The 20953-nt window shown below is 62.0% G+C and carries 21 protein-coding genes; 15 read left to right on the top strand and 6 right to left on the bottom strand.

Annotated features, from left to right (window positions below):
• Nucleotides 1–21: 21 nt before the first annotated feature.
• Both AC3WJD_RS00985 and AC3WJD_RS00980 read right to left on the bottom strand, forming a co-directional pair.
• Nucleotides 22–381: a response regulator transcription factor gene (locus tag AC3WJD_RS00985; protein ID WP_492743682.1), complete on the bottom strand. Its 360-nt coding sequence runs from the start codon at nt 379–381 to the stop codon at nt 22–24.
• A 90-nt stretch (nt 382–471) separates the two neighbouring features.
• Nucleotides 472–1131, bottom strand: a complete 660-nt coding sequence (locus AC3WJD_RS00980) for a response regulator transcription factor (protein ID WP_492743681.1) — start codon at nt 1129–1131, stop codon at nt 472–474.
• Between the two features lie 326 nt (nt 1132–1457).
• Between AC3WJD_RS00980 and AC3WJD_RS00975 the strand changes: the two genes are divergently transcribed.
• From AC3WJD_RS00975 to AC3WJD_RS00920, 12 genes are all read left to right on the top strand, one after another.
• Complete coding sequence (locus tag AC3WJD_RS00975) at nt 1458–2048, top strand: helix-turn-helix domain-containing protein (RefSeq protein WP_492743679.1); 591 nt, start codon at nt 1458–1460, stop codon at nt 2046–2048.
• A gap of 335 nt (nt 2049–2383) precedes the next feature.
• Nucleotides 2384–2971 (top strand): M17 family peptidase N-terminal domain-containing protein, encoded by a 588-nt coding sequence (locus AC3WJD_RS00970; protein WP_492743677.1) that lies wholly within the window; start codon nt 2384–2386, stop codon nt 2969–2971.
• 73 nt (nt 2972–3044) lie between these two features.
• On the top strand, nt 3045–3707 hold the full coding sequence (locus tag AC3WJD_RS00965; protein ID WP_492743675.1) for a response regulator: 663 nt from the start codon (nt 3045–3047) through the stop codon (nt 3705–3707).
• A 352-nt stretch (nt 3708–4059) separates the two neighbouring features.
• A complete protein-coding gene (locus tag AC3WJD_RS00960) occupies nt 4060–4716 on the top strand; it encodes a hydrolase (RefSeq protein ID WP_492743673.1) in 657 nt (218 codons plus the stop codon).
• Nucleotides 4717–4800: 84 nt separating this feature from the next.
• The gene (locus AC3WJD_RS00955; RefSeq protein ID WP_492743671.1) at nt 4801–5622 is read left to right on the top strand and encodes an alpha/beta fold hydrolase; all 822 of its coding nucleotides are present in this window, start codon (nt 4801–4803) and stop codon (nt 5620–5622) included.
• A gap of 26 nt (nt 5623–5648) precedes the next feature.
• Nucleotides 5649–5897, top strand: a complete 249-nt coding sequence (locus AC3WJD_RS00950) for a DUF1427 family protein (RefSeq protein WP_492743670.1) — start codon at nt 5649–5651, stop codon at nt 5895–5897.
• A 41-nt stretch (nt 5898–5938) separates the two neighbouring features.
• The gene (locus tag AC3WJD_RS00945) at nt 5939–7840 is read left to right on the top strand and encodes an amidohydrolase (RefSeq protein WP_492744075.1); all 1902 of its coding nucleotides are present in this window, start codon (nt 5939–5941) and stop codon (nt 7838–7840) included.
• A gap of 122 nt (nt 7841–7962) precedes the next feature.
• Nucleotides 7963–8391, top strand: a complete 429-nt coding sequence (locus tag AC3WJD_RS00940) for a DoxX family protein (protein WP_492744073.1) — start codon at nt 7963–7965, stop codon at nt 8389–8391.
• A complete protein-coding gene (locus tag AC3WJD_RS00935) occupies nt 8384–9742 on the top strand; it encodes an alginate export family protein (RefSeq protein WP_492743668.1) in 1359 nt (452 codons plus the stop codon). Before AC3WJD_RS00940 ends, AC3WJD_RS00935 begins: the two co-directional genes overlap by 8 nt.
• A 16-nt stretch (nt 9743–9758) precedes the next feature.
• A complete protein-coding gene (locus AC3WJD_RS00930) occupies nt 9759–10475 on the top strand; it encodes a YoaK family protein (RefSeq protein ID WP_492743666.1) in 717 nt (238 codons plus the stop codon).
• Nucleotides 10476–10530: 55 nt separating this feature from the next.
• Nucleotides 10531–10815: a GNAT family N-acetyltransferase gene (locus AC3WJD_RS00925; protein WP_492743664.1), complete on the top strand. Its 285-nt coding sequence runs from the start codon at nt 10531–10533 to the stop codon at nt 10813–10815.
• A 152-nt stretch (nt 10816–10967) separates the two neighbouring features.
• The gene (locus AC3WJD_RS00920) at nt 10968–13955 is read left to right on the top strand and encodes a sensor histidine kinase (protein ID WP_492743662.1); all 2988 of its coding nucleotides are present in this window, start codon (nt 10968–10970) and stop codon (nt 13953–13955) included.
• On the opposite strand, the gene AC3WJD_RS00915 is transcribed toward AC3WJD_RS00920, so the two are convergent.
• The 3 genes from AC3WJD_RS00915 to AC3WJD_RS00905 form a co-directional block, all read right to left on the bottom strand.
• Entirely contained in the window at nt 13946–14542 is a 597-nt protein-coding gene (locus AC3WJD_RS00915; RefSeq protein ID WP_492743660.1) for a TMEM175 family protein, read from the bottom strand. The genes AC3WJD_RS00920 and AC3WJD_RS00915 overlap by 10 nt on opposite strands.
• Before the next feature lie 162 nt (nt 14543–14704).
• Entirely contained in the window at nt 14705–15817 is a 1113-nt protein-coding gene (locus AC3WJD_RS00910) for an NADH:flavin oxidoreductase/NADH oxidase (protein WP_492743658.1), read from the bottom strand.
• A 29-nt stretch (nt 15818–15846) separates the two neighbouring features.
• The gene (locus AC3WJD_RS00905) at nt 15847–16158 is read right to left on the bottom strand and encodes a hypothetical protein (RefSeq protein ID WP_492743656.1); all 312 of its coding nucleotides are present in this window, start codon (nt 16156–16158) and stop codon (nt 15847–15849) included.
• Between AC3WJD_RS00905 and AC3WJD_RS00900 the strand changes: the two genes are divergently transcribed.
• From AC3WJD_RS00900 to AC3WJD_RS00890, 3 genes are read left to right on the top strand one after another with little or no spacing between them, the layout of a single operon-like run.
• Nucleotides 16157–17020, top strand: a complete 864-nt coding sequence (locus tag AC3WJD_RS00900) for an alpha/beta fold hydrolase (protein WP_492743654.1) — start codon at nt 16157–16159, stop codon at nt 17018–17020. The genes AC3WJD_RS00905 and AC3WJD_RS00900 overlap by 2 nt on opposite strands.
• 4 nt (nt 17021–17024) lie before the next feature.
• Nucleotides 17025–18761 (top strand): D-lactate dehydrogenase, encoded by a 1737-nt coding sequence (gene dld / locus AC3WJD_RS00895; protein ID WP_492743652.1) that lies wholly within the window; start codon nt 17025–17027, stop codon nt 18759–18761.
• Nucleotides 18762–18782: 21 nt separating this feature from the next.
• On the top strand, nt 18783–19628 hold the full coding sequence (locus tag AC3WJD_RS00890; RefSeq protein ID WP_492743650.1) for a fumarylacetoacetate hydrolase family protein: 846 nt from the start codon (nt 18783–18785) through the stop codon (nt 19626–19628).
• 88 nt (nt 19629–19716) lie between these two features.
• On the opposite strand, the gene AC3WJD_RS00885 is transcribed toward AC3WJD_RS00890, so the two are convergent.
• Nucleotides 19717–20847, bottom strand: a complete 1131-nt coding sequence (locus AC3WJD_RS00885) for an alkene reductase (RefSeq protein WP_492743648.1) — start codon at nt 20845–20847, stop codon at nt 19717–19719.
• Between the last annotated feature and the right edge of the window lie 106 nt (nt 20848–20953).

The following is a 20953-nucleotide window of genomic DNA, read 5'->3' as shown; positions in this document are numbered from 1 at the left end:
CGGCGATCTTGCTGCCGATGGCTATGCCAGGAGGCTTTCGAGAACGCTCAGTAGCCGATCCGGATCGAGCGGTTTCTCCAGGAGGCTGGTCACATCAAGTGACAGCGCCCTTGCCTGCACGGAAGGTGTCGCGAATGCCGTCATGAGGATCATCGGGACAAGTGATCCGCGCTTGCTCAAGGCCATGCGCAGATCAAAGCCCGACAGGCCCGGCATCTGGACATCCGATAGGATACAGTCGATCGCCTGGTCGCCTGCGCCGAGAAAGTCGTCTGCTGACGCGTAGGTGGTGGTCGAATAGCCCAGCGATCGAAGCAGGCTGGACGTAGAATTTCTGACCTGCTCGTCATCGTCGATGACTGCAATGACGGCATTGGACACGTTCGGGCACTCCGATGAGGCAACCCAATCTCGGATGGTCTCTCGTCCGTAATAAGGCCATTACCAGCTCCGGCGTAACTATACGACCGTCTAGGCGAGCGCGTTTGCGCCGTCAGGCAAAAGGTCTGCGCCAATGGAATCGGCCGCCCGAACCAGTTCCGGCACGGTTCGCATCGCCATTTTCCGCATCATGCTCGAGCGGTGGAGCTTCACGGTAATCTCGCTGATACCAATATGGCCGGCGATCTGCTTGTTCAAAAGGCCGCGCACGACGCCATCCAACACCTGTCGCTCGCGGCGCGTCAGCGTCCAAAATCGCTCTCGAACGGTGCGTGCCTGATCCAACTCAGCTCGCAACTCCGTGGCGCGATTGAGACCCGCATAGACAGCGTCGAGCATGTCTTCTTCGCGAAATGGCTTCGTCAGAAAATCAATCGCGCCGGCCTTCATGGCCTTGACGGACATTGGAATATCACCGTGTCCGGTGAGAAAGATCGACGGGATGTCGACCCCGCGCTCTAGGAGCTGCCGCCGGCATTCGAAGCCGCCCATCTGCGGCATCCGGACATCCATCACGAGGCAAGCGGGTGCGTCGGGCAGCTCTGCCTCGAGCAATTCCTGAGCGGAGCCGTAGCTCTGAACGGCAAAATCGACTGAACGGAAGAGCGAATCCAGTGACTGGCGCACGAGATGATCGTCATCGACGACGATGACGACCGGCTTGGGAGTCGGGTCAGGCATGGCCGTCATGACGGCTCCTTTCTCGGCCAAAAGAGACAAGCTTTGCGCCAGCTATACAAGCCCCGACCGGGCCGGCGATCTACCCCCCTATCGGGGGTCGCGCCGCGGAATCGCGACGTATGTCATTGATTGTAAGTCAGACCTTGGCATGGCGCCGGGCGCATTTGGCGTGATTCGACGCGGCATAGCTGCGCGACGCACTTCTTCTTCGCATTGGCAAGCTAGACCATGGGCTAGAATGCTCAAACGATGGCGATGACGAGTTCAGCCGTCGTTCGGTTTCGTTTGCGCAGGCAACGCAGGAAACTCCCCTCAAGTCAGACGGGGAGCCCGCCATGTATCAGGAATTTCAAACTCTTCCTTCAGGGGGATATCAGTCCCGGTCGGGTCCATCTCCACAGGCCGTGTCCTCCGAGCAGGTCGTATCCTTGCTGGCCGGAGCGCGCAGGTCCCTGGACGAGGATCCCAATCTTGCGCGGCACTATCTCGACCAGCTTTCCGCCCTGTTCGAGAGCGACTTCAAGGATGACGTGCCTGATGGTGTTCTCCTGCCCCAACGCCTCTCGGAAAATGCGGGCCTGACGAAGGGCGGCCTTGCAAGCTGGCAGGTCCGGCGGGTCACGGACTATATCGAGCAACGGCTGGATACGCCCCTGATCACAGAGGATCTGGCGGCGGTAGCGCGATTGAGCACAGGCCATTTTTGTCGCGCGTTCAAGGCGAGCATGGGCGAGACGCCCCATTCCTACATCATCAGGCAAAGGCTTAGGCGCGCTCAAACCCTGATGCTGAAGACGCGGGACACGCTGTCGCAAATCGCGTGCGCCTGCGGTCTTACGGACCAGGCGCATCTGACGCGTCTTTTTCGACGAATCATCGGCACGACGCCAATGTCCTGGCGGCGCGACTGGCAGTGCGTCGCATAGTGGATATCGCCCGCCCCCGCCGCTCCGGGACTTTTGGCCGGCGCACCAGCGCAGGCACCGCGCAGCGGCAACCACTACCCTGTTCGCGTGAGCGTGATCGGACGGTTTTTGATGCAAAGCTTAAGGCGCCGCCGCACCGTGCAATTTGAAAAGTCACGGCCGGGAATTCCTTTTTTGGCCGAAAGGATCAGGTCGAACTGCCCGCCTTGGCCCCGAAAAACGCAGATGCGTCCAAATTTCATCAGCCAGGGACATGACGACCGCGGGCCCGAGTGGGATTTTGAGGACGAGGCTTAAATGCTCGAAATTGCCAAGAAGGACAAAAGATTGGCGCCATGGAGCAGGTTGCACCACTGACGATAGGCTATCGCGGAACAGTGAGTTTCAAGGTCGCGCAGATCGACGTGGTATGCGCCGACGTCGATCTGCTCGTCGTCGGAATGTTCGAGCAGGACGTCATCAACCGACCGGTAGGCGGAGCCGACCAGCTTGATCGCGTGCTTGACGGGACGCTGGGTCGGCTGCGCAAGGGCGGGATCTTCAATGGGACGGCTGGAGAAACCCTTGTGCTCACGACGCCACCCGCACCCATTCGGGCCCGATCGCTGATGCTCATCGGCATGGGTGGCGATCTCACGCCAAGCTATTCGGCCGCCGGTCGTCCAGCAGAGCTCGCCATGCGCACGGCGCTTCGCATGAACGCCCGTTCGGCGGGCTGCCTGCTCACATGGCTCGAACGCGACATCCCGACGGAAATGGTCGAAGCGACGGCAGCGACGATGATGGAAGGCGTGCTCAAGGCGATCGATGAACACGCCGGACCCGAGCCGCGTCCCGAGTTGGAATGGATCTTCGACATCCGGAACGGCGATGCCGCTCGGACAGCCCAGGCGCTAAGCCATGCCCTGAATACGACGCCATGACCGAGTTTGGCGATGCGAAGCTGGCGGTCATGATGTATGGCTCGATCATGTTCAGGAAAACATTCTGCGTGCCATGCAAACCAGGGTGACAAACGGGGCGGCCGCACCGGGCAACCCCGCTGTGATTTCGGTGCTCCTCGTGGACGACCATGTTCTTCTGCGCGAGGGGGTGCGCGCAGTCGTCACGACTCAGAGTGACATTCGGATTGTGGGCGAGGCGAGCAGCGGCGCTGAGGGCATTGCTGAATATGCCCGCTTGCAGCCCGATGTCGTGCTGATGGATCTGCAAATGCCCGACATATCGGGCGTCGACGCGATTTCGGCGATCCGATCGGACTCTCCGGATGCGAAGATAATTATGCTCACAACCTATTCAGGTGATGGTCGCGCCATCAAAGCGCTTCGCGCGGGTGCTATGGGGTATCTGCTGAAGGCCAGTCTTCGCAACGAACTGCTCGACGCCATCCGCTCTGTCCATCACGGCGGCAAGCACCTCGATGCATCCGTCGCGACCGCGATTGCGATGCATGTACTCGACGACGCCCTTTCCGAGCGCGAGGCCGCCGTGCTGTCGCTCGCTGCCTGGGGCAATTCCAACAAACAGATCGCCGCGCGGCTGGACATCTCCGAAGAGACGGTCAAAGGCCATATGAAGGTCGTCTTCTCGAAACTCGGCGCGACGGACCGCACCCATGCAGTGACGATCGCTGCCAAGCGGGGATTGATCGAGCTGTAAACTCGCAAGCGCCAGGCTGGAATGCAACGGCCGTTGCAGCCGCGCGCCCGTCGAACCGTTAAGCTTTCTCCTCGCTTCGCGATCAATGATCCCGAACCCGACTTATGATCGCAGATGACCGTTTGTGTCAGAGCGATCCAAGACCGCTTTCCGCTACGGCCCTATGACAGCGGCCGAGCCGATGCTCCTGGCTGGCTGCCCTCGCACATGTCTCAAGGCGATGCGGTGATGGTTTGGGGGCCGGCCCAACAGATTTGGACAAGGTAGTGAACAGCCGGACGGCTTCCGGTTGAGCACCCCCTTAGCGCCCTCACCCGCAGCCTGACGCTGCTTGAGAACAAGGAGCCTTTGCATGACGCTTACCGCCACGCCTACCCCCGGCAAATCGCTGATTTCGCCGGCCGATCACACGCTGATCCTCATCGATTTCCAGTCGCAGATGTCGTTCGCGACCAAGTCGATCGCGCCCGAGCTGCTGCGCAACAACGCGGCGCTGATCAGCCGGGCGGCGAAGTCGTTCAACGTATCGACGATCCTCACTACGGTTGCGGAGAAGAGCTTCTCCGGCCCGATGTTCTCCGAGATCACCGACGCATTTCCGGGGCAGCCGCTGCTTGACCGCACGTCGATGAACACCTGGGAAGATGCCGCGGTGATCGAGGAAGTGAACCGCATCGGCAAGGAGCGCATCGTGTTCGCGGGCCTGTGGACCAGCGTCTGCATCGTCGGCCCGGTGGCGTCGTCGATCGACCAGGGTTTCGACGCCTATTTCATCGCGGACGCATGCGGCGATATCTCCGAAGAAGCCCATGAGCGCGCCTGCCAGCGGATGATCCAGCTCGGCGCCAAGCCGATGACCTCGCTGCAATATATGCTCGAGCTGCAGCGCGACTGGGCGCGGACCGAGACCTATGACTCGACCACCGGCATCGCCAAGGAATTCGGCGGCGCCTACGGTCTCGGTATCAAATACGCCAAGACGATGTTCGGGGCCTCCGAAGGCCACTGATGCGGAACGGGGCTGGCGACTAGCTCCCTCTCCCCGCCCATCGCCAGCCCCACCCGTCCATTCAGATCAAGAGGAATCCGTATTATGAGTTTCGTGACGACCAAGGACGGTACAAGAATATTCTATCGAGATTTCGGGCAGGGTCGGCCCATCGTTTTTTCGCACGGCTGGCCGCTCAACGCCGACGCGTGGGACGGGCAGATGCTGTTTCTCGCGCAGAATGGCTTTCGTGTCATCGCGCATGATCGGCGCGGGCACGGCCGGTCGGATCAGCCTGCTGCCGGCAACGATATGGATACCTATGCCGACGATCTCGCGGCAGTCATCGAAGCGCTCGATCTCAAGGATGCGATACTCGTCGGCCATTCGACCGGCGGCGGTGAGATCACGCGCTATGTGACACGCCACGGCACCGCCCGCGTCGCGAAGATGGTTCTGCTCGGCGCCGTCACGCCGCTGATGGGTGCGATCAACGGGAACGACGATGGCGTTCCGATCGCGGTGGTCGATGGCGTGCGCAAAGCGACGCTCGACAACCGTTCGCAGCTGTTCCTCGACTTTCCGGATGTGTTCTTCGGCATGAACAAACCCGGCGCCACCAAGAGCGAGGGCTGGCGCTATTCGTTCTGGCTCCAGGGCATGATGGGCGGCATCCACGGCCAGTATGCGTGCATCGAACAGTTCTGGGCGAGCGATTTCCGCGAGGAGATGAAGTCGATCACCATTCCGGTGCTGGTGGTGCACGGCGATGGCGACGAAGTCGTGCCGTTCGCGACGACCGGCAAGCGCTCGGCCGAGATCCTGCCGAACGCGACGCTCAAGGTCTATGAAGGGGCGCCGCACGGCTTCCCCGCGACGCACCAGGATCGGCTGAATGCCGATCTTCTCGAGTTCGCGCGCAACTGACTCATACCCGCCGAGGAGGAAATGCGATGAAACCCTACCTGATCTCGCTGGCAGTGGGACTGCTGGTCGGACTCATCTACAGCCTCCTCGGCGTCCGCTCGCCGGCGCCGCCGGGAATTGCGTTGCTCGGCCTGCTCGGCATGCTCGTGGGCGAGCAACTCGTCCCTGTCGCCAAACGGATCGCATCGGGTGAGGAAGTGGCGGCGTTCGTGCGAACGGACTGCGCAGAGCATGTCCTTGGAATGCCCATCGACCAGCGGAAGGACGAGGCATGAGCTTTACGCGACGCGACACGATCGCCGGTGCGGGCGCGGCCATGGCTGGCGCCCTCCTCCCTTCTCCCCTGTTCGGAAAGAATTCTCCTGTGACTCAGTCCGACCTCATCATCGTCAATGCCAAGGTCACGACACTCGACCGGGCCAACCCACAAGCGGAAGCCATCGCGATGCGCGACGGCAAGTTCCTGGCGGTGGGAAGCGAAGCGGAGGTTCGTGCGGCTGCCGGCCCCGCTGCGACGCTGATCGACGCCAAGGGCCGCCGGGTGATCCCCGGACTGATCGACAGCCACATGCACATCATCCGCGGCGGGCTGAACTTCAATATGGAGTTGCGCTGGGACGGCGTGCCGAGCCTCGCCGAAGCCATGGCAATGCTCAAGACGCAGGTTGATCGCACGCCGGCCCCGCAATGGGTGCGTGTGGTTGGCGGGTTCACCGAGCACCAGTTCGCCGAGAAACGGCTTCCGACCCTTGACGAGCTCAACGCGGTCGCGCCGGACACGCCTGTCTTCATCCTGCATCTTTACGATCGCGCGCTGCTCAATGCAGCAGCGCTGCGCGTCGTTGGCTATACGAAAGACACGCCGAACCCGCCGGGCGGCGAAATCGTGCGCGATGCGGCCGGCAACCCGACCGGGCTGCTGCTTGCGCACCCCAATGCGACGATCCTCTACTCGACGCTGGCCAAGGGGCCGAAGCTCCCGGAGGAGTATCAGATCAACTCGACCCGCCATTTCATGCGCGACGTGAACAGCCTCGGCGTGACGGGGGTGATCGACGCGGGCGGCGGATATCAAAACTACCCCGAAGATTATCAGATCATCGAGAAGCTTCACCAGGACGGCGAGCTCACGGTCCGCATCAGCTACAACCTCTTTACGCAGAAGCCGAAGGAGGAACTCGCCGACTTCTCGGGCTGGGTGAAGCAGGTCTCACCCGGCCAGGGCGATGACAGCTACCGCCACAATGGTGCCGGCGAGATGCTGGTCTATTCCGCAGCCGATTTCGAGGATTTCCGGGTCGCTCGCCCCGACATGCCCCCAAATATGGAAGGCGATCTCGAACCGGTCATCCGTCTGCTCGCCGAGCATCGCTGGCCCTGGCGCCTTCATGCAACCTATGACGAGACGATCGGCCGCGCGCTCGACGTCTATGAGAAGGTCAACCGCGATATCCCGCTCACCGGCATCAACTGGTTCTTCGATCATGCCGAGACGATCACCGACCGCAACATCGACCGGATCGCGGCGCTGGGTGGCGGCATCGCCGTACAGCACCGCATGGCCTATCAGGGCGAGTATTTCGTCGAGCGCTATGGTGCGAAGGCTGCCGAGCGGACCCCGCCGATCGCGAAGATGATTGCGGCCGGCTTGCCCGTGGGTGCCGGCACCGATGCGACCCGCGTCGCCAGCTACAATCCCTGGGTATCACTGTCCTGGCTGGTCACCGGCCGGACGGTCGGCGGCCTCAAGCTGTATCCGGGCACAAACCGGGTCAGCCGCGAGAAAGCGCTCGCCATGTGGACGCACGAGAACACCTGGTTCTCGAACGAGGTCGGCAAGAAGGGCCAGATCAAGCAAGGCCAGCTCGCCGATCTCGCGGTTCTGTCGGACGATTATTTCTCCGTGCCCGAAGACGAGATCGTCCATATCCGTTCGGTGCTGACGCTGCTCGGCGGCAGGGTGGTACATGGCGAGGGCGATTATAGCCGGCTCGCCCCGGCGCTGCCCAAGCCCATGCCCGACTGGTCCCCCGTCGCGACCTTTGGCGGTTATCACAAGACGCCCGAAGCCAGGGCGAAGCTCGCCTCGGCCTGTGGCTGCCAATCGGCATGCTCGGTCCATGGCCATGATCATGCCGCGGCGCTCGGTGCCAATGTGCCTGCTCGTGACGTCCAGACGTTCTGGGGCGCGCTCGGTTGCGGCTGCTGGGCCGTCTAGGCCTCCGCCTCGATCAGGAGAAACTCCATGAAGAAACCCGTAGCGATCCTCATTGCCACCGCGCTCGTGGCAGCGGTGGCGGCCGCGTCCGTCCTGAAGGTTAAGCGGGCGGCCAAGTGACGATGCGTACCGATCGTGATCCGCGCTTCGTCGACGCTATTCTCGACTGGCCGCCGACCTGGTTCATCGCGCGCCTGCTATTGGTCGGCGCCTATCTTCTGGGCGGCATCGTCAAATTGACGGACTGGCCGGGCGCCGTTGCCGAACAGGCGCATTTCGGCATGAGCCCGCCGGCGTTCTGGGCCGCGCTCACGATCGCGATCGAGCTCATCGGCCCCGTGCTCATCCTGTCGGGCCGGCTGGTCTGGCTTGGCGCGGGCATGCTTGGCGTATTCACTTTGCTGGCGGCCTTCACCGCCAATGCCTTCTGGGCGATGCCGCCCGGGCCCGAGCGCTTCGCGGCGACCAACGCCTTTTTCGAGCATGTCGGCCTGATCGGCGGCTTCGTCCTTGCAGCGCTGGTGGCCGAACAGGCGAAGCGGCGTGCGTAAACACGCGGCCGCCGTCCTGATTGCGGCGCTCCTCCCAACACCCATTCTCGCACAGACGACCGAAGCCTGGGAGGCGCCGACGCTGACCAACACGCGCTTTGACGAGGACTGGTCCGAACTCGCCGATGCGGAAAAACGGGCGCATCACTGGACCGGGCAGTTTAAATATATCCCGATTGCCGATGATGCCTGGCTCTCCACCGGGATCGAGCTCCGCGCGCGAAACGAAGCCTATGAGAATAATCTCTGGGGCGGTGCGGAGGCGCCCGACGACAGCTATCTATGGGTTCGCGCCTTGCCCTATGCCGACCTCCATGTCGGACGGTTTCGCGCGTTCGCGCAGCCGATCATCGCCTATGCCGCCGGCGTCCAGCCCTCCGCCGGCCCGATCGATCAGACCAGGGTCGATTTTCTTCAGGGGTTTGGCGAGGTCGAACTGGGTCCGGTCGTCTTGCGCGGTGGGCGCCAGATGCTGTCGCTCGGCTCCGAGCGACTGGTGGGCACGCGATATGGCCCCAATGTCCCACTCGCCTTCGATGGAGTACGGGGCATCGTCACGCTCGGCAAGGCCAAGGTGAACCTGTTTGCGGTGAAGCCGGTGTCTCCGGGCGGCGGCAGCTTCGATGACCGGACATCGTCGGCAGAGGCCCTATGGGGCGCCTATGCGACGATCCCCAGGCTCGATTTCTATTATCTGGGCTACCGAAACCGAACGGCCAGCTTTGGCGGCATCTCGGGACGTGAGGAGCGGCATACGCTCGGCGCGCGCTACTTCGGCGCGAGCAACGATTGGCACTGGAATATCGAGGCGGCAGCTCAATTCGGACAATTCGCCGGCCAGGACATCCGGGCCTGGACGCTTGCGACCGAATTGGGGCGGAGCTTTTCGTTCCTGCCCCTCTCGCCCGACGCGACCGTGCGCTTCAACATCATCAGTGGGGACACCAGTCGCAGCGACAATCGGCTGGGGACGTTCAACGCGCTGTTCCCCAAGGGCAAATATTTCGGAGAGCTCTCCCCCATCGGGCCAAGCAACATCATCAGCCTGAACCCGCGGATCAGCGCGCCGATCGGCGATGGGTTTTCAGCAAGCCTCGCTGGAATGGGCTATTGGCGATACGCCCGCTCCGACGGCGTCTATGACATTCCGGGCAACCTCGTTCGAGCACCTGGCAACAGCAAAGCGCGGTTCATCGGGAAAGAAATCGAAGCGACGCTTGCCTGGCAGGCGACGGCGGAGCTGGAGCTGTCGGGCTCCTTCTCTCTCTTCGCGCCTGGCGCATTCATCAAGGAAACCGGACCCGCGAGAACGATCAGGATGATCGGCCTCGAGGCCAATTTCCGCTTTTAACCAAAGGAGGCCGCTGGTGGCTACATCATCGACAAATGCGGGCAAGTCCGCCTCATCGCCGCTTCCAGGCTTGCTCGTGCTCCTGTCCGCGACAACCGGACTGGTGGATGCCGTCAGCGTGCTGGGTCTTGGCAAGGTGTTCACCGCGAACATGACCGGAAACATCGTGTTCCTTGGGTTCGCCGCTGCCGGGACGCCCGGCTTTGCGATTGCGCCAGCGCTTGTCGCGCTGCTGACCTTCCTCCTTGGGGCGCTCATTGGCGGTCGGACCGGGCAGAGCTTCGGGACGCGCCCGTTGCGGCATTGGCTGACTCTAGCTGCGGTGATCGAGGCCGCGCTGCTCTGGATCGCCGCGATTATCGCGCTGCTCTTCGACCCGGTTTCGCTTTCACCGCGCTGGGCGCTCTTTGCGATCATCGGCCTTACCGCAGTGGCGATGGGCTTTCGCAATGCAACCATCCGCCAGTTGAAGGTCCCGGATCTCACCACGACGGTTCTGACGCTCACGGTTACCGGCATCGCGGCCGACTCTCGCCTTGCAGGCGGTACCGGCCCCAATTTTGCACGGCGCGTTGCTGCGATCCTCGCAATTCTGTTCGGCGCGGCGATTGGCGCGCTCATGGTCATGCGCTTCGGCCTCGCCGTCCCACTGGCGGTTGCGGGGATCGTCGTTCTTGGCGGGACCGTCGCGTGCGTGCGGCATCCGAGCGCTGCGCTGCCTCGCAACGCATGATGCGGAGCCGCCGCATGCCGCTTTAGTCAGGGAGGATTGATCGATGACCGGACCTATGAGCACCGATGTCGTCCACAACAAGGATATGAACCGGTTCGAACTCCCGATCAGTGGGCAGGATATCGCCGCAGCCTATTATCGGGTCGATGCTAACGGTCACCTGGTCCTCGTCCACACTGAAGTTCCGAGCGAGTATGGCGGCCAGGGCATTGCATCCAGGCTCGCACGCGGTCTTTTTGAAATGGCGCGCGTCGAGGGCTGGAAACTGGTGCTGCGCTGTCCCTTTATGCAAGGCTGGTTCTCGCGGCACCCGGAATATGCCGATGTCGTTGCCGGCTAGCGAAGTCTGATGGAAGCCCTTGTCATAATCATGGATCGTGCGATCCCGCCGACAATGAAAAATGCTCGACAGAGTGGGCCGCTACTGGCCTATTCCTGCATGGTAGCGGGCCCCGCGGGAGCAGCAATGAGCTATAGTCAACCATATCCTTCATGACACGATCCGGGCCACGAGATTTGCGCGGATGGAGAGGCAAGTTCGATCGCGGGGATACACATCTGGGTGCTGGCCTGAATGCCAGTTTCCTTCGTGCCTTGCTGCTGTGCCTTGCGCGTCTCGTCTTCCTTATCGGTGTAGCGTCCGGCGTCTCCGCACAACAGATACCTGGCTACAGCCACCGCCATTGGGACGCTGAAGAGGGTTCTCCGCCCGACATCAGGGCCATTGCACAGACGCGTGACGGCTTTCTCTGGCTCGGCACTGCCAACGGCCTGTATCGCTTCGACGGGTTGGCTTTCGAGAAGATCGAGCCGAAAACCTTCAACAAGTGGCGTTCCAACCAGATCACGGCGCTGGCGGCCGCCCCCGATGGCGCTTTGTGGGTCGGCTATGACTTTGGCGGTGTCGGCGTCGTCCGGAATGGCGAACTACGAGATGCGAACATCGTCAGTCGTCCACGTGGCTCCGTCTGGAGCATCATGGTCTCTCGCGATGGCGATGTCTGGGTCAGCGTCAATGGAGAGAATGGCGCCGAGCTCCGCCGGCGCCACCGCGGCCAATGGCGCATTTATACCGCAAAGGACTGGCTCCAGCCCGAACCGCTCCAGGAGGTATTCCAAGCCCGCGACGGGACGATCTGGATTGCCCAATTTCGCAGCATCTCGCGAGTTCCCCCAGGAGCTTCGCGTCCGGAAAAAATCCCGGAAGAGGTGGGGTTCGCGACCTCCTTCGCCGAAGATGAGAATGGGACGCTGTGGCTCCTCAGCGACAAAGGCTTGCAGCGCCTCTCGCCTCCACGTCTTCTCAGAAAGATTGAAACGGATGGTCCCAGCTCGGGCATCTCGGGCAAATGGTCGCTGCTCTTTGAGGACGGTCTCGCATGGCTGGGTGGCGATCAGCAGGGCATAATCCGGCTCCCGAACCTTAAAGGCCTTGCCGCGGGCCGTGACATCATCGCGGCAAGGTCCCGCGTCCTGTTTCGTGATCGCGAAGGGACGATCTGGGGCGGCGGACCCGACGGCCTCGTCAATTATATGCGCTCGCCGATCGTGCGGGTGGATCTGAAGGGCGCTCCCACGACGGGATTTGCAATGGGCCCGGTTGCGGGCGCACCGGTCTATGTGGCGACCGATGCGGGCGTCTACCGGCTCTCCGATCAATCTGCGGATCTGGTCCAGGAGATTTCCTACGCGATCACGCTTTGCGCCGGTCCGCGTGATCAATTGCTGGTGCCGACCTTGAAGAAGAGCTACCTCAAGCGTGATGGACGCTGGACTGCCGTGGCAGGGTCGCCGTCCCCCATGGCGCTGAGCGACTGCTCCATAGATGCCGATGGTGAGATTTGGGCATCCGGGACCGGCCTGTTCAAGCTCTCCGATGGCGCGTGGAATCTGCAAAAGGGCTGGCCAACGGGCCAGTCGATGCTCAGCGACGGGAAGGACGGCTTCTATTTCAATCTGCCGATGCACGCCTTTCTTCACGCGCGCCCGGGCTCGGTCCGAACGCTTTTGCAGGAAGAAGAGATCAAGATCGGTTTCGTCCACCTGATCAAGAAGATCGGAAATCATCTCTATCTGGGCGGCGAAAAAGGTATCGCGCGCTATGACGGGAAGCAGTTCGTATCTCTCGAGTCCGCACACAATCCCTGGCTGAACGGCATCAGCGGACTGGCCATCGATCAAAAGCAGGTGTGGTTGATCGGAGCTGAAGGGATTTTCCGCGTCCCGCTTCGCGACTTCAATCGTGCCTTCGAAACGCCGACACGTCCCCTTGCCCATCAGTTGATCGGCAGCGAGCTTGGATTGACCAGCCGCAGCTTCGCCTATGTGTCCAATGACGCGGTTCTCGATGCGAAGGGAAATCCGTGGTTCGTCACGAACAGGGGTGTCGTCCGGGTGGACCCGGCGCGGATTGGCCGCAATCCCGTACTTCCGCCGGTCAATATTCGGAGTCTCGAAGCGAACGGCCGCTTCTACCCGCAGCGCGATGTCACCCTTCCCGCCGGCACGACCCGCCTTCAGTTCGACTTTGTGGCGCTCAGCCTGACCAAGCCGACTGCCAATGCGTATCGGTACAAAATGGAAGGCGTCGACGATGATTGGGTCGATACTGGCGGAAAACGGCAAGCCACTTACACGGGTCTTCGACCCGGTACGTACAGATTCCAGGTCGTTGCCGCCAACTCGGACGGTGTCTGGAACAACGATGGCGCTGTCATGACGGTCACGATCCTTCCCTATTTCTGGCAAACCTGGTGGTTCAAGACCGCCTTGCTTTTGATCTTTGCCGTGCTCCTATGGGCGTTCGTCCAGTCGCGGATGCGCGCGGCAGCGCAAGCCGCCCGGGAGCGAATTGAAGATCGGATCGCCGTGCGGGAGCATATTGCCCAGGATCTTCATGACACGTTGCTGCAGGGGTTTCAGGGTCTGGTCCTTCGCTTCCAGTCGACGGTCGAGCGCCTGCCTCCCGGGCATCCCGCCCGAGAAGAGCTTGAGTCCACCCTGGATCGGGCCGACGATGTGTTGCAGGAGGGCCGCGACCGGGTGCGCTTCCTGAGGGAAGAAAACGAACCGGTCGATCTCGGGATCGCACTCACCGCGATCGCCGAGGACGTCCTGCAAAAACAGATCAAATGGTCGGTGAAGGAAGCGGGCTCCGTGAGGCCCGTCTGCGCACCGGTCGCAGACGATATTGCGCGCATCGCGAATGAGGCGATGTTCAATGCGCTGCGCCACGCGCAAGCAAATATGATCACGGTCAGAATACTGCATCGCCGTGACAGTCTGTCGGTGTGCGTAACCGATGACGGCGTTGGCCTCGACAGCACAGTAAAGGAAGCGGGGGGCAAGGCCGGGCATTATGGACTCGTCGGCATGCGCGAGAGGGCGCAACGACTGGGGGCGATCATCAGGATATCCGACGTCGAGCCGAGCGGAACGGAGATCAGGCTGACCCTGCCCGCGCGGATTGCCTATCGCTGACGATCGGCGCTTCTGTTTTCTACAGCGCGCGCGAAGCGTCGATCAGGTATGAACCAGAGTGCTATGACGGTGACATAGAGCAGGATGGCAATCCAGCGGCTGTAGAAGGCCGCGGGGATCGCGATTGCATAGAGGCCAAGCGTTCCCCAGCCCTTCCAATCCATCCCGAGCGCCTCGGAAAGCTCAGAACTTTTTCCGTTGCAGGCGATGATGGCACGTTCGGTCAAAAAATAGCCGATTGCAGCCATGCCGAGGACGATTCCATAGGCTGCGGTCGCGCCGACCGAATAATCACTATCGTCAAGCCAGCGGATCACGAAAGGGACGAGGCTAAGCCAGAACAGAAGAAAGAGATTGGCCCAAAGAACGCGCCCGTCGATATAGGGGTCGAGCTTGTACAGGTGATGGTGATTGTTCCAGTAGAGGCCAACATTGATGAAACTCAGGACATAGGCGAGAAGGAGGGGCAGGCTTCCGGCCAGGTCGCGCAGCGAGCCACCATCCGGAACCTTGAGTTCGAGAACCATGATCGTGATGATGATCGCGACCACGCCGTCGGTGAAGGCCTCCAGTCGTTTTGAATCCATTCCGCTTCGCCCATCGAGAGAAATTGACTGACCAACAAGAGGCGGTCGCGCGGCTTGCAGTCGAAGCGCGTGAGCGTATCAGTTTTGAGAAGATCAGGCGGCCCACATGTTCGTCAGGGACAGGCAAAACGCATCACGGATGTCCAAGACGACATCTGACAGTCAGGCTTGTGCGGGGCGAAGCAGGTTCGGAAAGAGCCGCGGCTGCGATCGAAGATACTGGTTTGGAGCGCGCACCTGGCCGCCGAGCGCGGCAGCGGCATGCCAGGGCCAGTGCGGATCATAGAGGATGCCGCGCGCAAGAGCGACCAGGTCCGCGTCGCCCGTGGCGATGATCGCTTCCGCCTGCTCTGGCTCGGTGATCAGGCCGACTGCGATGACGGGAATGTCTACGGCCGCCTTGACCGCGCGCGCAAATGGCACCTGATAGCTGGGGCCAACAGGAATTTTCTGGGCCGGATGAAGCCCGCCGGTCGAAATATGGACGGCCGTGCAACCGCGCTCGCGCAATGCGCGGGCGAAAGCGATTGTCTGTTCAATTTCCCAGCCGCCCTCGACCCAATCCGTCGCCGATATGCGCACCGTCAGCGGTTTCGATGCCGGCACAACGGCGCGCACGGCTTCGATGACCTCCAGTGGAAAGCGCATCCTGGCGGCGAGGTCGCCGCCATATTCATCGGTTCGTTGATTGGCGAGCGGCGAAAGAAACTGGTGGAGGAGATAGCCGTGCGCCGCATGGATCTGGACGCCATCGAGGCCAATCTCCATGGCGCGCGCGGCCGCTGTAGCAAAGGCGTCCCTGACTTCTGCAAGCTCGCTTCCGTCGAGCGGATCGGGGACGACGTCGGTTTCGCGGAATGCAACGGGCGATGGTGCGCGCGTGGTCCATCCGCGCGGCAGCGACGGTGCGATCTGGACACCGCCGAGCCACGGCACTTCAACCGACGCCTTGCGACCGGCGTGGGACAATTGGACGAAAAGCGGCGTGTCGGACAGGGTCTTGAGGCGGCCGACAATGTCGGCAGCGGCCGCTGCGGTGGTTGTATCCCAAAGACCCAGATCCTTGTCGGAAATCCGGCCTTCGGGAAGCACAGCGGTCGCCTCGATCGTCACGCCGGCAGCGCCCGACAGAAGCAGCCGCGCCAGATGGACAAAGTGCCAGTCGTTCATGCGCCCATCGGTTGCGGAATATTGGCACATCGGGGCTACGACGATCCGGTTGTCGAGCTTCAGGGAAGCCAGTTCGATCGGCTGAAACAGGGCCGGAGTCGCCATTTATATCACTCCAAATCGCTCCAGGACGCTCATCGTCCCGGATAGGGCGTGTGGACCGCGACCATCGCACCGGTCGCGTCCGGAATATTGGCGGATAGCGTGGCGGCTTGGATATTCTTCGCGGCGATCTTGATCGTGCATCTTGCGTCATTGTCGACTTCGAACGCGATGCAGCGGAACTGAGGCGGTTCAATGCCCGGGTCGTTCGGGTCGGCCCGCCTTTGAGCAGGAACGGACAAAAGGTCGCAGTCCCAGCCAATCGGCCCGCAAGCCTGTCTGCCTAAATGTTGCGCGAAGGATGGCCGGACGTATCGGCCCCGCAGAAAAACGGATCCGAGCATGATCGCAATCGCAAATCACACCGTCCGTGCGAACGGAATTCGCCAGAACTATATCGATGCGGGTGCCGGACCGCCGGTGGTTCTCCTGCACGGTTTTCCGGAAACGAACTACGCATGGCGCTATCAGATCCCCGTCCTTGGCGAACTGTTCCGGATCATCGCGCCGGACCTGCGCGGCTATGGAGAAACCGACAAGCCCGCCTCGGGCTACGACAAGCGCACGATGGCAAAGGACATCGCTTGCCTGCTCGACGAACTCGAGATCGGACGTGTCGCCCTGGTCGGCCACGACCGCGGCGCGCGCGTCGCAACGAGGTTCGCCAAGGACTATCCGGACCGGGTCGATCGACTGGTCGTGATGGACAATGTGCCGACCAGGATCGTGGCGCGCGAAATCAATGCCGAAATCGCCAAGGCCTACTGGTTCTTTCTCTTCCACCTCGTGCCTGATCTCCCCGAGACGCTGATTGCCGGCAAGGAAGAGCAATGGCTGCGGTGGTTCTTTTCCGATTGGGCTTATGATCCCTCGGCGATCTCGGGCGAAGCCTTCGACACCTATGTGCGCGCCTATCGCGCGCCGGGCGCCGTCCGGGGCGCGATGGCCGATTACCGAGCCAACTCCGAAGATGTCGCGCAGGATAAGGAAGACGCCGAGGTCAAGATTGCCTGTCCGACGCTTGCGCTTTGGGGAGCCGATTTCGGCGCCGTCGGCAAGATGTTCGACATGCCCAAGGTATGGGGCGAGATGGCGGACAATCTGAAGGCCGTCCCGATCGAGCGGTGCGGGCATCTTCCGCATGAGGAGCGGCCGGAGGCTGTGAACGCGCTCCTCCTCGAGTTTCTCCAGGGCTGGCAGGGCTGAGGCGATGGATTTCCGCCTGGCATCGGCTCCCGCCTTGCCGCACACCCCTGTCAGCCCGACTGACCTTGTGAGCGAACTCGAACAGATCGTCGGAAAGCGGCACCTGCTGACCGGCGACCGGAAGACGAGGCGTTACCGCACCGGCTTCCGTTTCGGCGTCGGGAAAGCCCGGGCGGTCGCGCAGCCTGCCAGTCTTGTTGAACTATGGCGCACCGTCAATGCATGCGCTCGCGCCGGCGTCATCATTATCATGCAGGCGGCGAATACCGGGCTGACCGGCGGATCGACGCCGGACGGCGACGATTATGATCGCGAGATCGTCATCATCAGCACCGTCCGGATTCAGGGAATTCACCTCATTCGGAAGGGCACCCAGGTCCTGTGCATGCCTGGGTCACGTCTGTTCGAACTGGAGGAGATTGTCACGAAAGTCGGCCGGGAACCTCACTCGCGGATCGGCTCGTCCTGCATCGGCGCCTCGGTGCTCGGCGGCATCTGCAACAACTCGGGCGGCGCGCTGATCCACCGGGGTCCCGCTTACACCCAGATGGCTCTCTACGCGCGGATCATGGCGGACGGCACCGTTCGATTGATCAATCATCTCGGCGTCAGCCTTGGAGTGGAGCCGGAGATGATGCTCGCGCGCCTCGATGCCGGAGATTTCACCGAGGACGACGTGGTCGACGATGCGGGGCGTGTCTGTTCCGATCAGAGCTACCAGGACCATGTCCGCCAGGTCGACGCGGACACGCCGGCCCGGTTCAACAATGACGCGCGCCATCTTTTCGAGGCGGCAGGAAGCGGCGGACGCGTCATCGTTTTTGCAGTGCGTCTGGATACATTCCCTCGCGAGCGCGAGATCGCCGATTTCTACATCGGATCGAATGATCCGGTCGAACTCAGCGCCATCCGGAGGACCATCCTCACCCATTTCAGCTCCCTGCCGATCCAGGGCGAATATATCCACCGCTCAGCCTTCAGGCTGACCGAGCGCTATGGCAAGGATACGTTTCTGGCGATCCGCCATCTTGGCGCAAAGCAGCTTCCTGTGCTCTTTTCGCTGAAATCACGGTTCGACGCCTTCTGCGCAAGGCTCCGCTTTGCACCGCACGACCTGTCCGATCGCGTCATTCAGGCGGCTGTCTCGCTCCTGCCGCGGCACCTGCCTAAGCGCATGCGGGACTATGGCCGACGCTACGAGCATCACCTGATCCTCAAAATGGGTGGCTCAGGGGTGCGGGAAGCGCGCGATTTCTTGTCGAAGATTTTCCCCACCGCGACCGGCGACTTCTTCGAGTGCACCCGCGATGAGGGAGACAAGGCCTTTCTCCATCGCTTCGCGGTGGCCGGTGCATCCATCCGCTATCGCGCGCTCCACCGCAGCCAGATATCCGACATTGTCGCACTCGACGTTGCGCTGCGCCGCAATGACGACGACTGGGATGAGAAACTCCCCGACGAACTGTCGGATCAGATCGTTGGCGTGAGCTATTGCGGGCATTTCTTCTGCCACGTCTTCCACCGCGACTATCTGGTGAAGGCGGGGCATGATCCGGTGGCGTTCGAGCATGCGATGTTCGCGCTGCTCGACGCGCGCGGCGCCGAATATCCAGCCGAGCACAATGTCGGACATCTCTATGCCGCCAAGCCCTCGCTCGAGCGGCACTATCGCGAGCTCGACCCGACCAACAGCATGAATCCGGGGACTGGTCGAACCTCGAAGAAGGTCAATTGGGCCTGAAGGCCAGACAGGAGAATTCAGATGCAGATCGTTCGTTTCGAGGACCAGCGGGGACGCGGGCTCGCGGTCAACACCGGCGATGGCTATCGCGCCTTGTGGAGCGAGGACGGGCCATTTCCTGGCGACCTCCCCGACCTGATCGCCGAGGGAGCCGACCTCATGGCGATCGGGAGCGCGTTTCATGCGGCAACGCCCATCGACATCGACGTGGTCCGGATATTGCCGGTTTTGCCTAACCCCGGGAAGATCATCTGTGTCGGCCTCAACTATGTGGACCATGCCGCCGAAGGCAATTTTGAGGTCCCGACCTATCCCACGATATTCGCGCGTTTCGCGTCGAGCCTGCTCGCACATGGCGCTCCGATGGCCCGTCCGCCCCAATCGGAACAATTCGACTTCGAGGGTGAGCTCGTCGCCGTCATCGGCATGGGCGGCCGAACGATCCCCCGCGAAGAAGCGCTGCTCCATGTTGCGGGCTATTCGATTTTCAACGACGGCTCGGTTCGCGACTATCAGTTCCGGACGCCGCAATGGACGATGGGCAAGAATTTCGACGGGACGGGCGCGTTTGGCCCCTGTTTCGTCCCGGCGGCGGCGCTTGCGCCGGGTGCGAAAGGTCTGCGGCTCCAGACACGACTGAACGGTGTGGTCGTACAGGATGCCTCGACCGACGACATGATCTTCGACATCGCCGAACTCATTGCGCTGCTGAGCGAGGCAATCACGCTTGCGCCAGGCGACGTGATCGTGACCGGAACCCCGGCGGGTGTGGGCTTTGCCCGCAAGCCGCCCCTCTGGATGAAGCCCGGCGACATCTGCGAAGTCGAGATCGAGGGCATTGGCCTTCTCAGGAATGAAATCGTCTGAGTTCACGGCTCCAGTAGCGACCGAGCGATATCGCAAGAACATTGGCGTGGAAGGACGCCCGCCGAGAGGCAGGCGCCCTTCCCTGTTCTTACGCAGCCAGTTCGCTGCCCGCGGCAAGCGCGGGATAGTCGCTATAGCCCCGGGCGTCGCCTCCGAAAAAGCTGTCGCGCTGCGGCTCGTTGAGCGGTGCGCCGAGCGCGAAGCGTCGCGGAAGATCGGGATTGGCGATGAAGAGCTTGCCGAAAGCGACAGCATCGCCGCGATCGTCCAACAGGGCCCGGTCGGCACTCGCACGATCATAGCCGCCGGCCAGGATCAGCGTTCCATCGTAGATGCGGCGCATCTGGTGAACGATCGCATCCCAGCGAGGATCATATTGGCTGTCGGTTTCGATACCCAGTGTCGAAGGTTCGACGACATGGAGATAGGCAAGATCGCGCTCGTTGAGTTCGGCCGTGATGTAGCCGAAGGTCTCCTCGGGCGTGTCGTCTCCCATGCCCATGAACCGGCCCATCGGGGTCAGCCGAACGGCAACGCGGCTGCTGCCGATCGCCGCAGTCACCGCATCGACGACCTCGAGCAGGAAGCGCGCACGGTTTTCGATCGCGCCGCCATAGGCGTCGCTTCGGTGGTTGCTGTTGCTGTTGATGAACTGGTCGATGAGATAGCCGTTGGCCGCGTGAATCTCGACGCCATCCATGCCCGCGAGGATCGCGTTCCTTGCTGCCCGTGCATAGTCCGCCACAATCGCTCTGATACCGTCGACGTCAAGCTCCTGCGGGACCGGCACGTCGCTCCAGATGCCATTGCCAGCATCATCGATGATGAAGGTCTTTCCGGGGACGGGCATCGCCGTCGGCGCGACGGGAAGAGCGCCGCCCGGCTGAAACACGGGATGCGAAACGCGGCCCACATGCCAGAGCTGCATGAAGATGCGGCCGCCGGCGCCGTGGACTGCCTCGGCGACCCTGGCCCAGCCCTTGATCTGGGCGCTGCTGTGGATGCCAGGCGTCCAGGCATAGCCCTGCCCCTGCTGCGATATTTGCGTGGCCTCGGTAATGATGAGGCCAGCGCCTGCGCGCTGTCGGTAATATTCGACATTGAGATCATTGGGGACATTGCCCTCGCCTGCCCGCGATCGGGTCAGCGGAGCCATGAGGATCCGGTTTGGAAGTTCGAGGCCGCCAATCCTGAGCGGCGTGAAAAGATCTGGTTGCATCGCATTTCTCCAGTCTGGCGCGTGTCGCGCTCCTGCATCGGAGGGGGATATGGCCTGTCACCCTCGCGGTGATAATCCGGCAATAACTGCGGTCACCGTTGCATAT

The organism is Sphingobium sp. FW306-1B-F04DB, assembly GCF_058781925.1.
This window is presented reverse-complemented; position numbering and strand designations above follow the sequence as displayed.

Bases quoted from the DNA above. Each gene is read 5' to 3' on its own strand.
- AC3WJD_RS00940 (WP_492744073.1), top strand. From the start codon at position 7,963: ATGCGTACCGATCGTGATCCGCGCTTCGTCGACGCTATTCTCGACTGG.
- AC3WJD_RS00915 (WP_492743660.1), bottom strand. From the start codon at position 14,542: ATGGATTCAAAACGACTGGAGGCCTTCACCGACGGCGTGGTCGCGATC.
- AC3WJD_RS00920 (WP_492743662.1), top strand. From the start codon at position 10,968: ATGACACGATCCGGGCCACGAGATTTGCGCGGATGGAGAGGCAAGTTC.
- AC3WJD_RS00885 (WP_492743648.1), bottom strand. From the start codon at position 20,847: ATGCAACCAGATCTTTTCACGCCGCTCAGGATTGGCGGCCTCGAACTT.
- AC3WJD_RS00980 (WP_492743681.1), bottom strand. From the start codon at position 1,131: ATGACGGCCATGCCTGACCCGACTCCCAAGCCGGTCGTCATCGTCGTC.
- AC3WJD_RS00950 (WP_492743670.1), top strand. From the start codon at position 5,649: ATGAAACCCTACCTGATCTCGCTGGCAGTGGGACTGCTGGTCGGACTC.
- AC3WJD_RS00910 (WP_492743658.1), bottom strand. From the start codon at position 15,817: ATGGCGACTCCGGCCCTGTTTCAGCCGATCGAACTGGCTTCCCTGAAG.
- AC3WJD_RS00975 (WP_492743679.1), top strand. From the start codon at position 1,458: ATGTATCAGGAATTTCAAACTCTTCCTTCAGGGGGATATCAGTCCCGG.
- AC3WJD_RS00965 (WP_492743675.1), top strand. From the start codon at position 3,045: ATGCAAACCAGGGTGACAAACGGGGCGGCCGCACCGGGCAACCCCGCT.
- AC3WJD_RS00925 (WP_492743664.1), top strand. From the start codon at position 10,531: ATGAGCACCGATGTCGTCCACAACAAGGATATGAACCGGTTCGAACTC.
- AC3WJD_RS00905 (WP_492743656.1), bottom strand. From the start codon at position 16,158: ATGCTCGGATCCGTTTTTCTGCGGGGCCGATACGTCCGGCCATCCTTC.
- AC3WJD_RS00970 (WP_492743677.1), top strand. From the start codon at position 2,384: ATGGAGCAGGTTGCACCACTGACGATAGGCTATCGCGGAACAGTGAGT.
- AC3WJD_RS00945 (WP_492744075.1), top strand. From the start codon at position 5,939: ATGGCTGGCGCCCTCCTCCCTTCTCCCCTGTTCGGAAAGAATTCTCCT.
- dld (WP_492743652.1), top strand. From the start codon at position 17,025: ATGGATTTCCGCCTGGCATCGGCTCCCGCCTTGCCGCACACCCCTGTC.
- AC3WJD_RS00900 (WP_492743654.1), top strand. From the start codon at position 16,157: ATGATCGCAATCGCAAATCACACCGTCCGTGCGAACGGAATTCGCCAG.
- AC3WJD_RS00960 (WP_492743673.1), top strand. From the start codon at position 4,060: ATGACGCTTACCGCCACGCCTACCCCCGGCAAATCGCTGATTTCGCCG.
- AC3WJD_RS00955 (WP_492743671.1), top strand. From the start codon at position 4,801: ATGAGTTTCGTGACGACCAAGGACGGTACAAGAATATTCTATCGAGAT.
- AC3WJD_RS00890 (WP_492743650.1), top strand. From the start codon at position 18,783: ATGCAGATCGTTCGTTTCGAGGACCAGCGGGGACGCGGGCTCGCGGTC.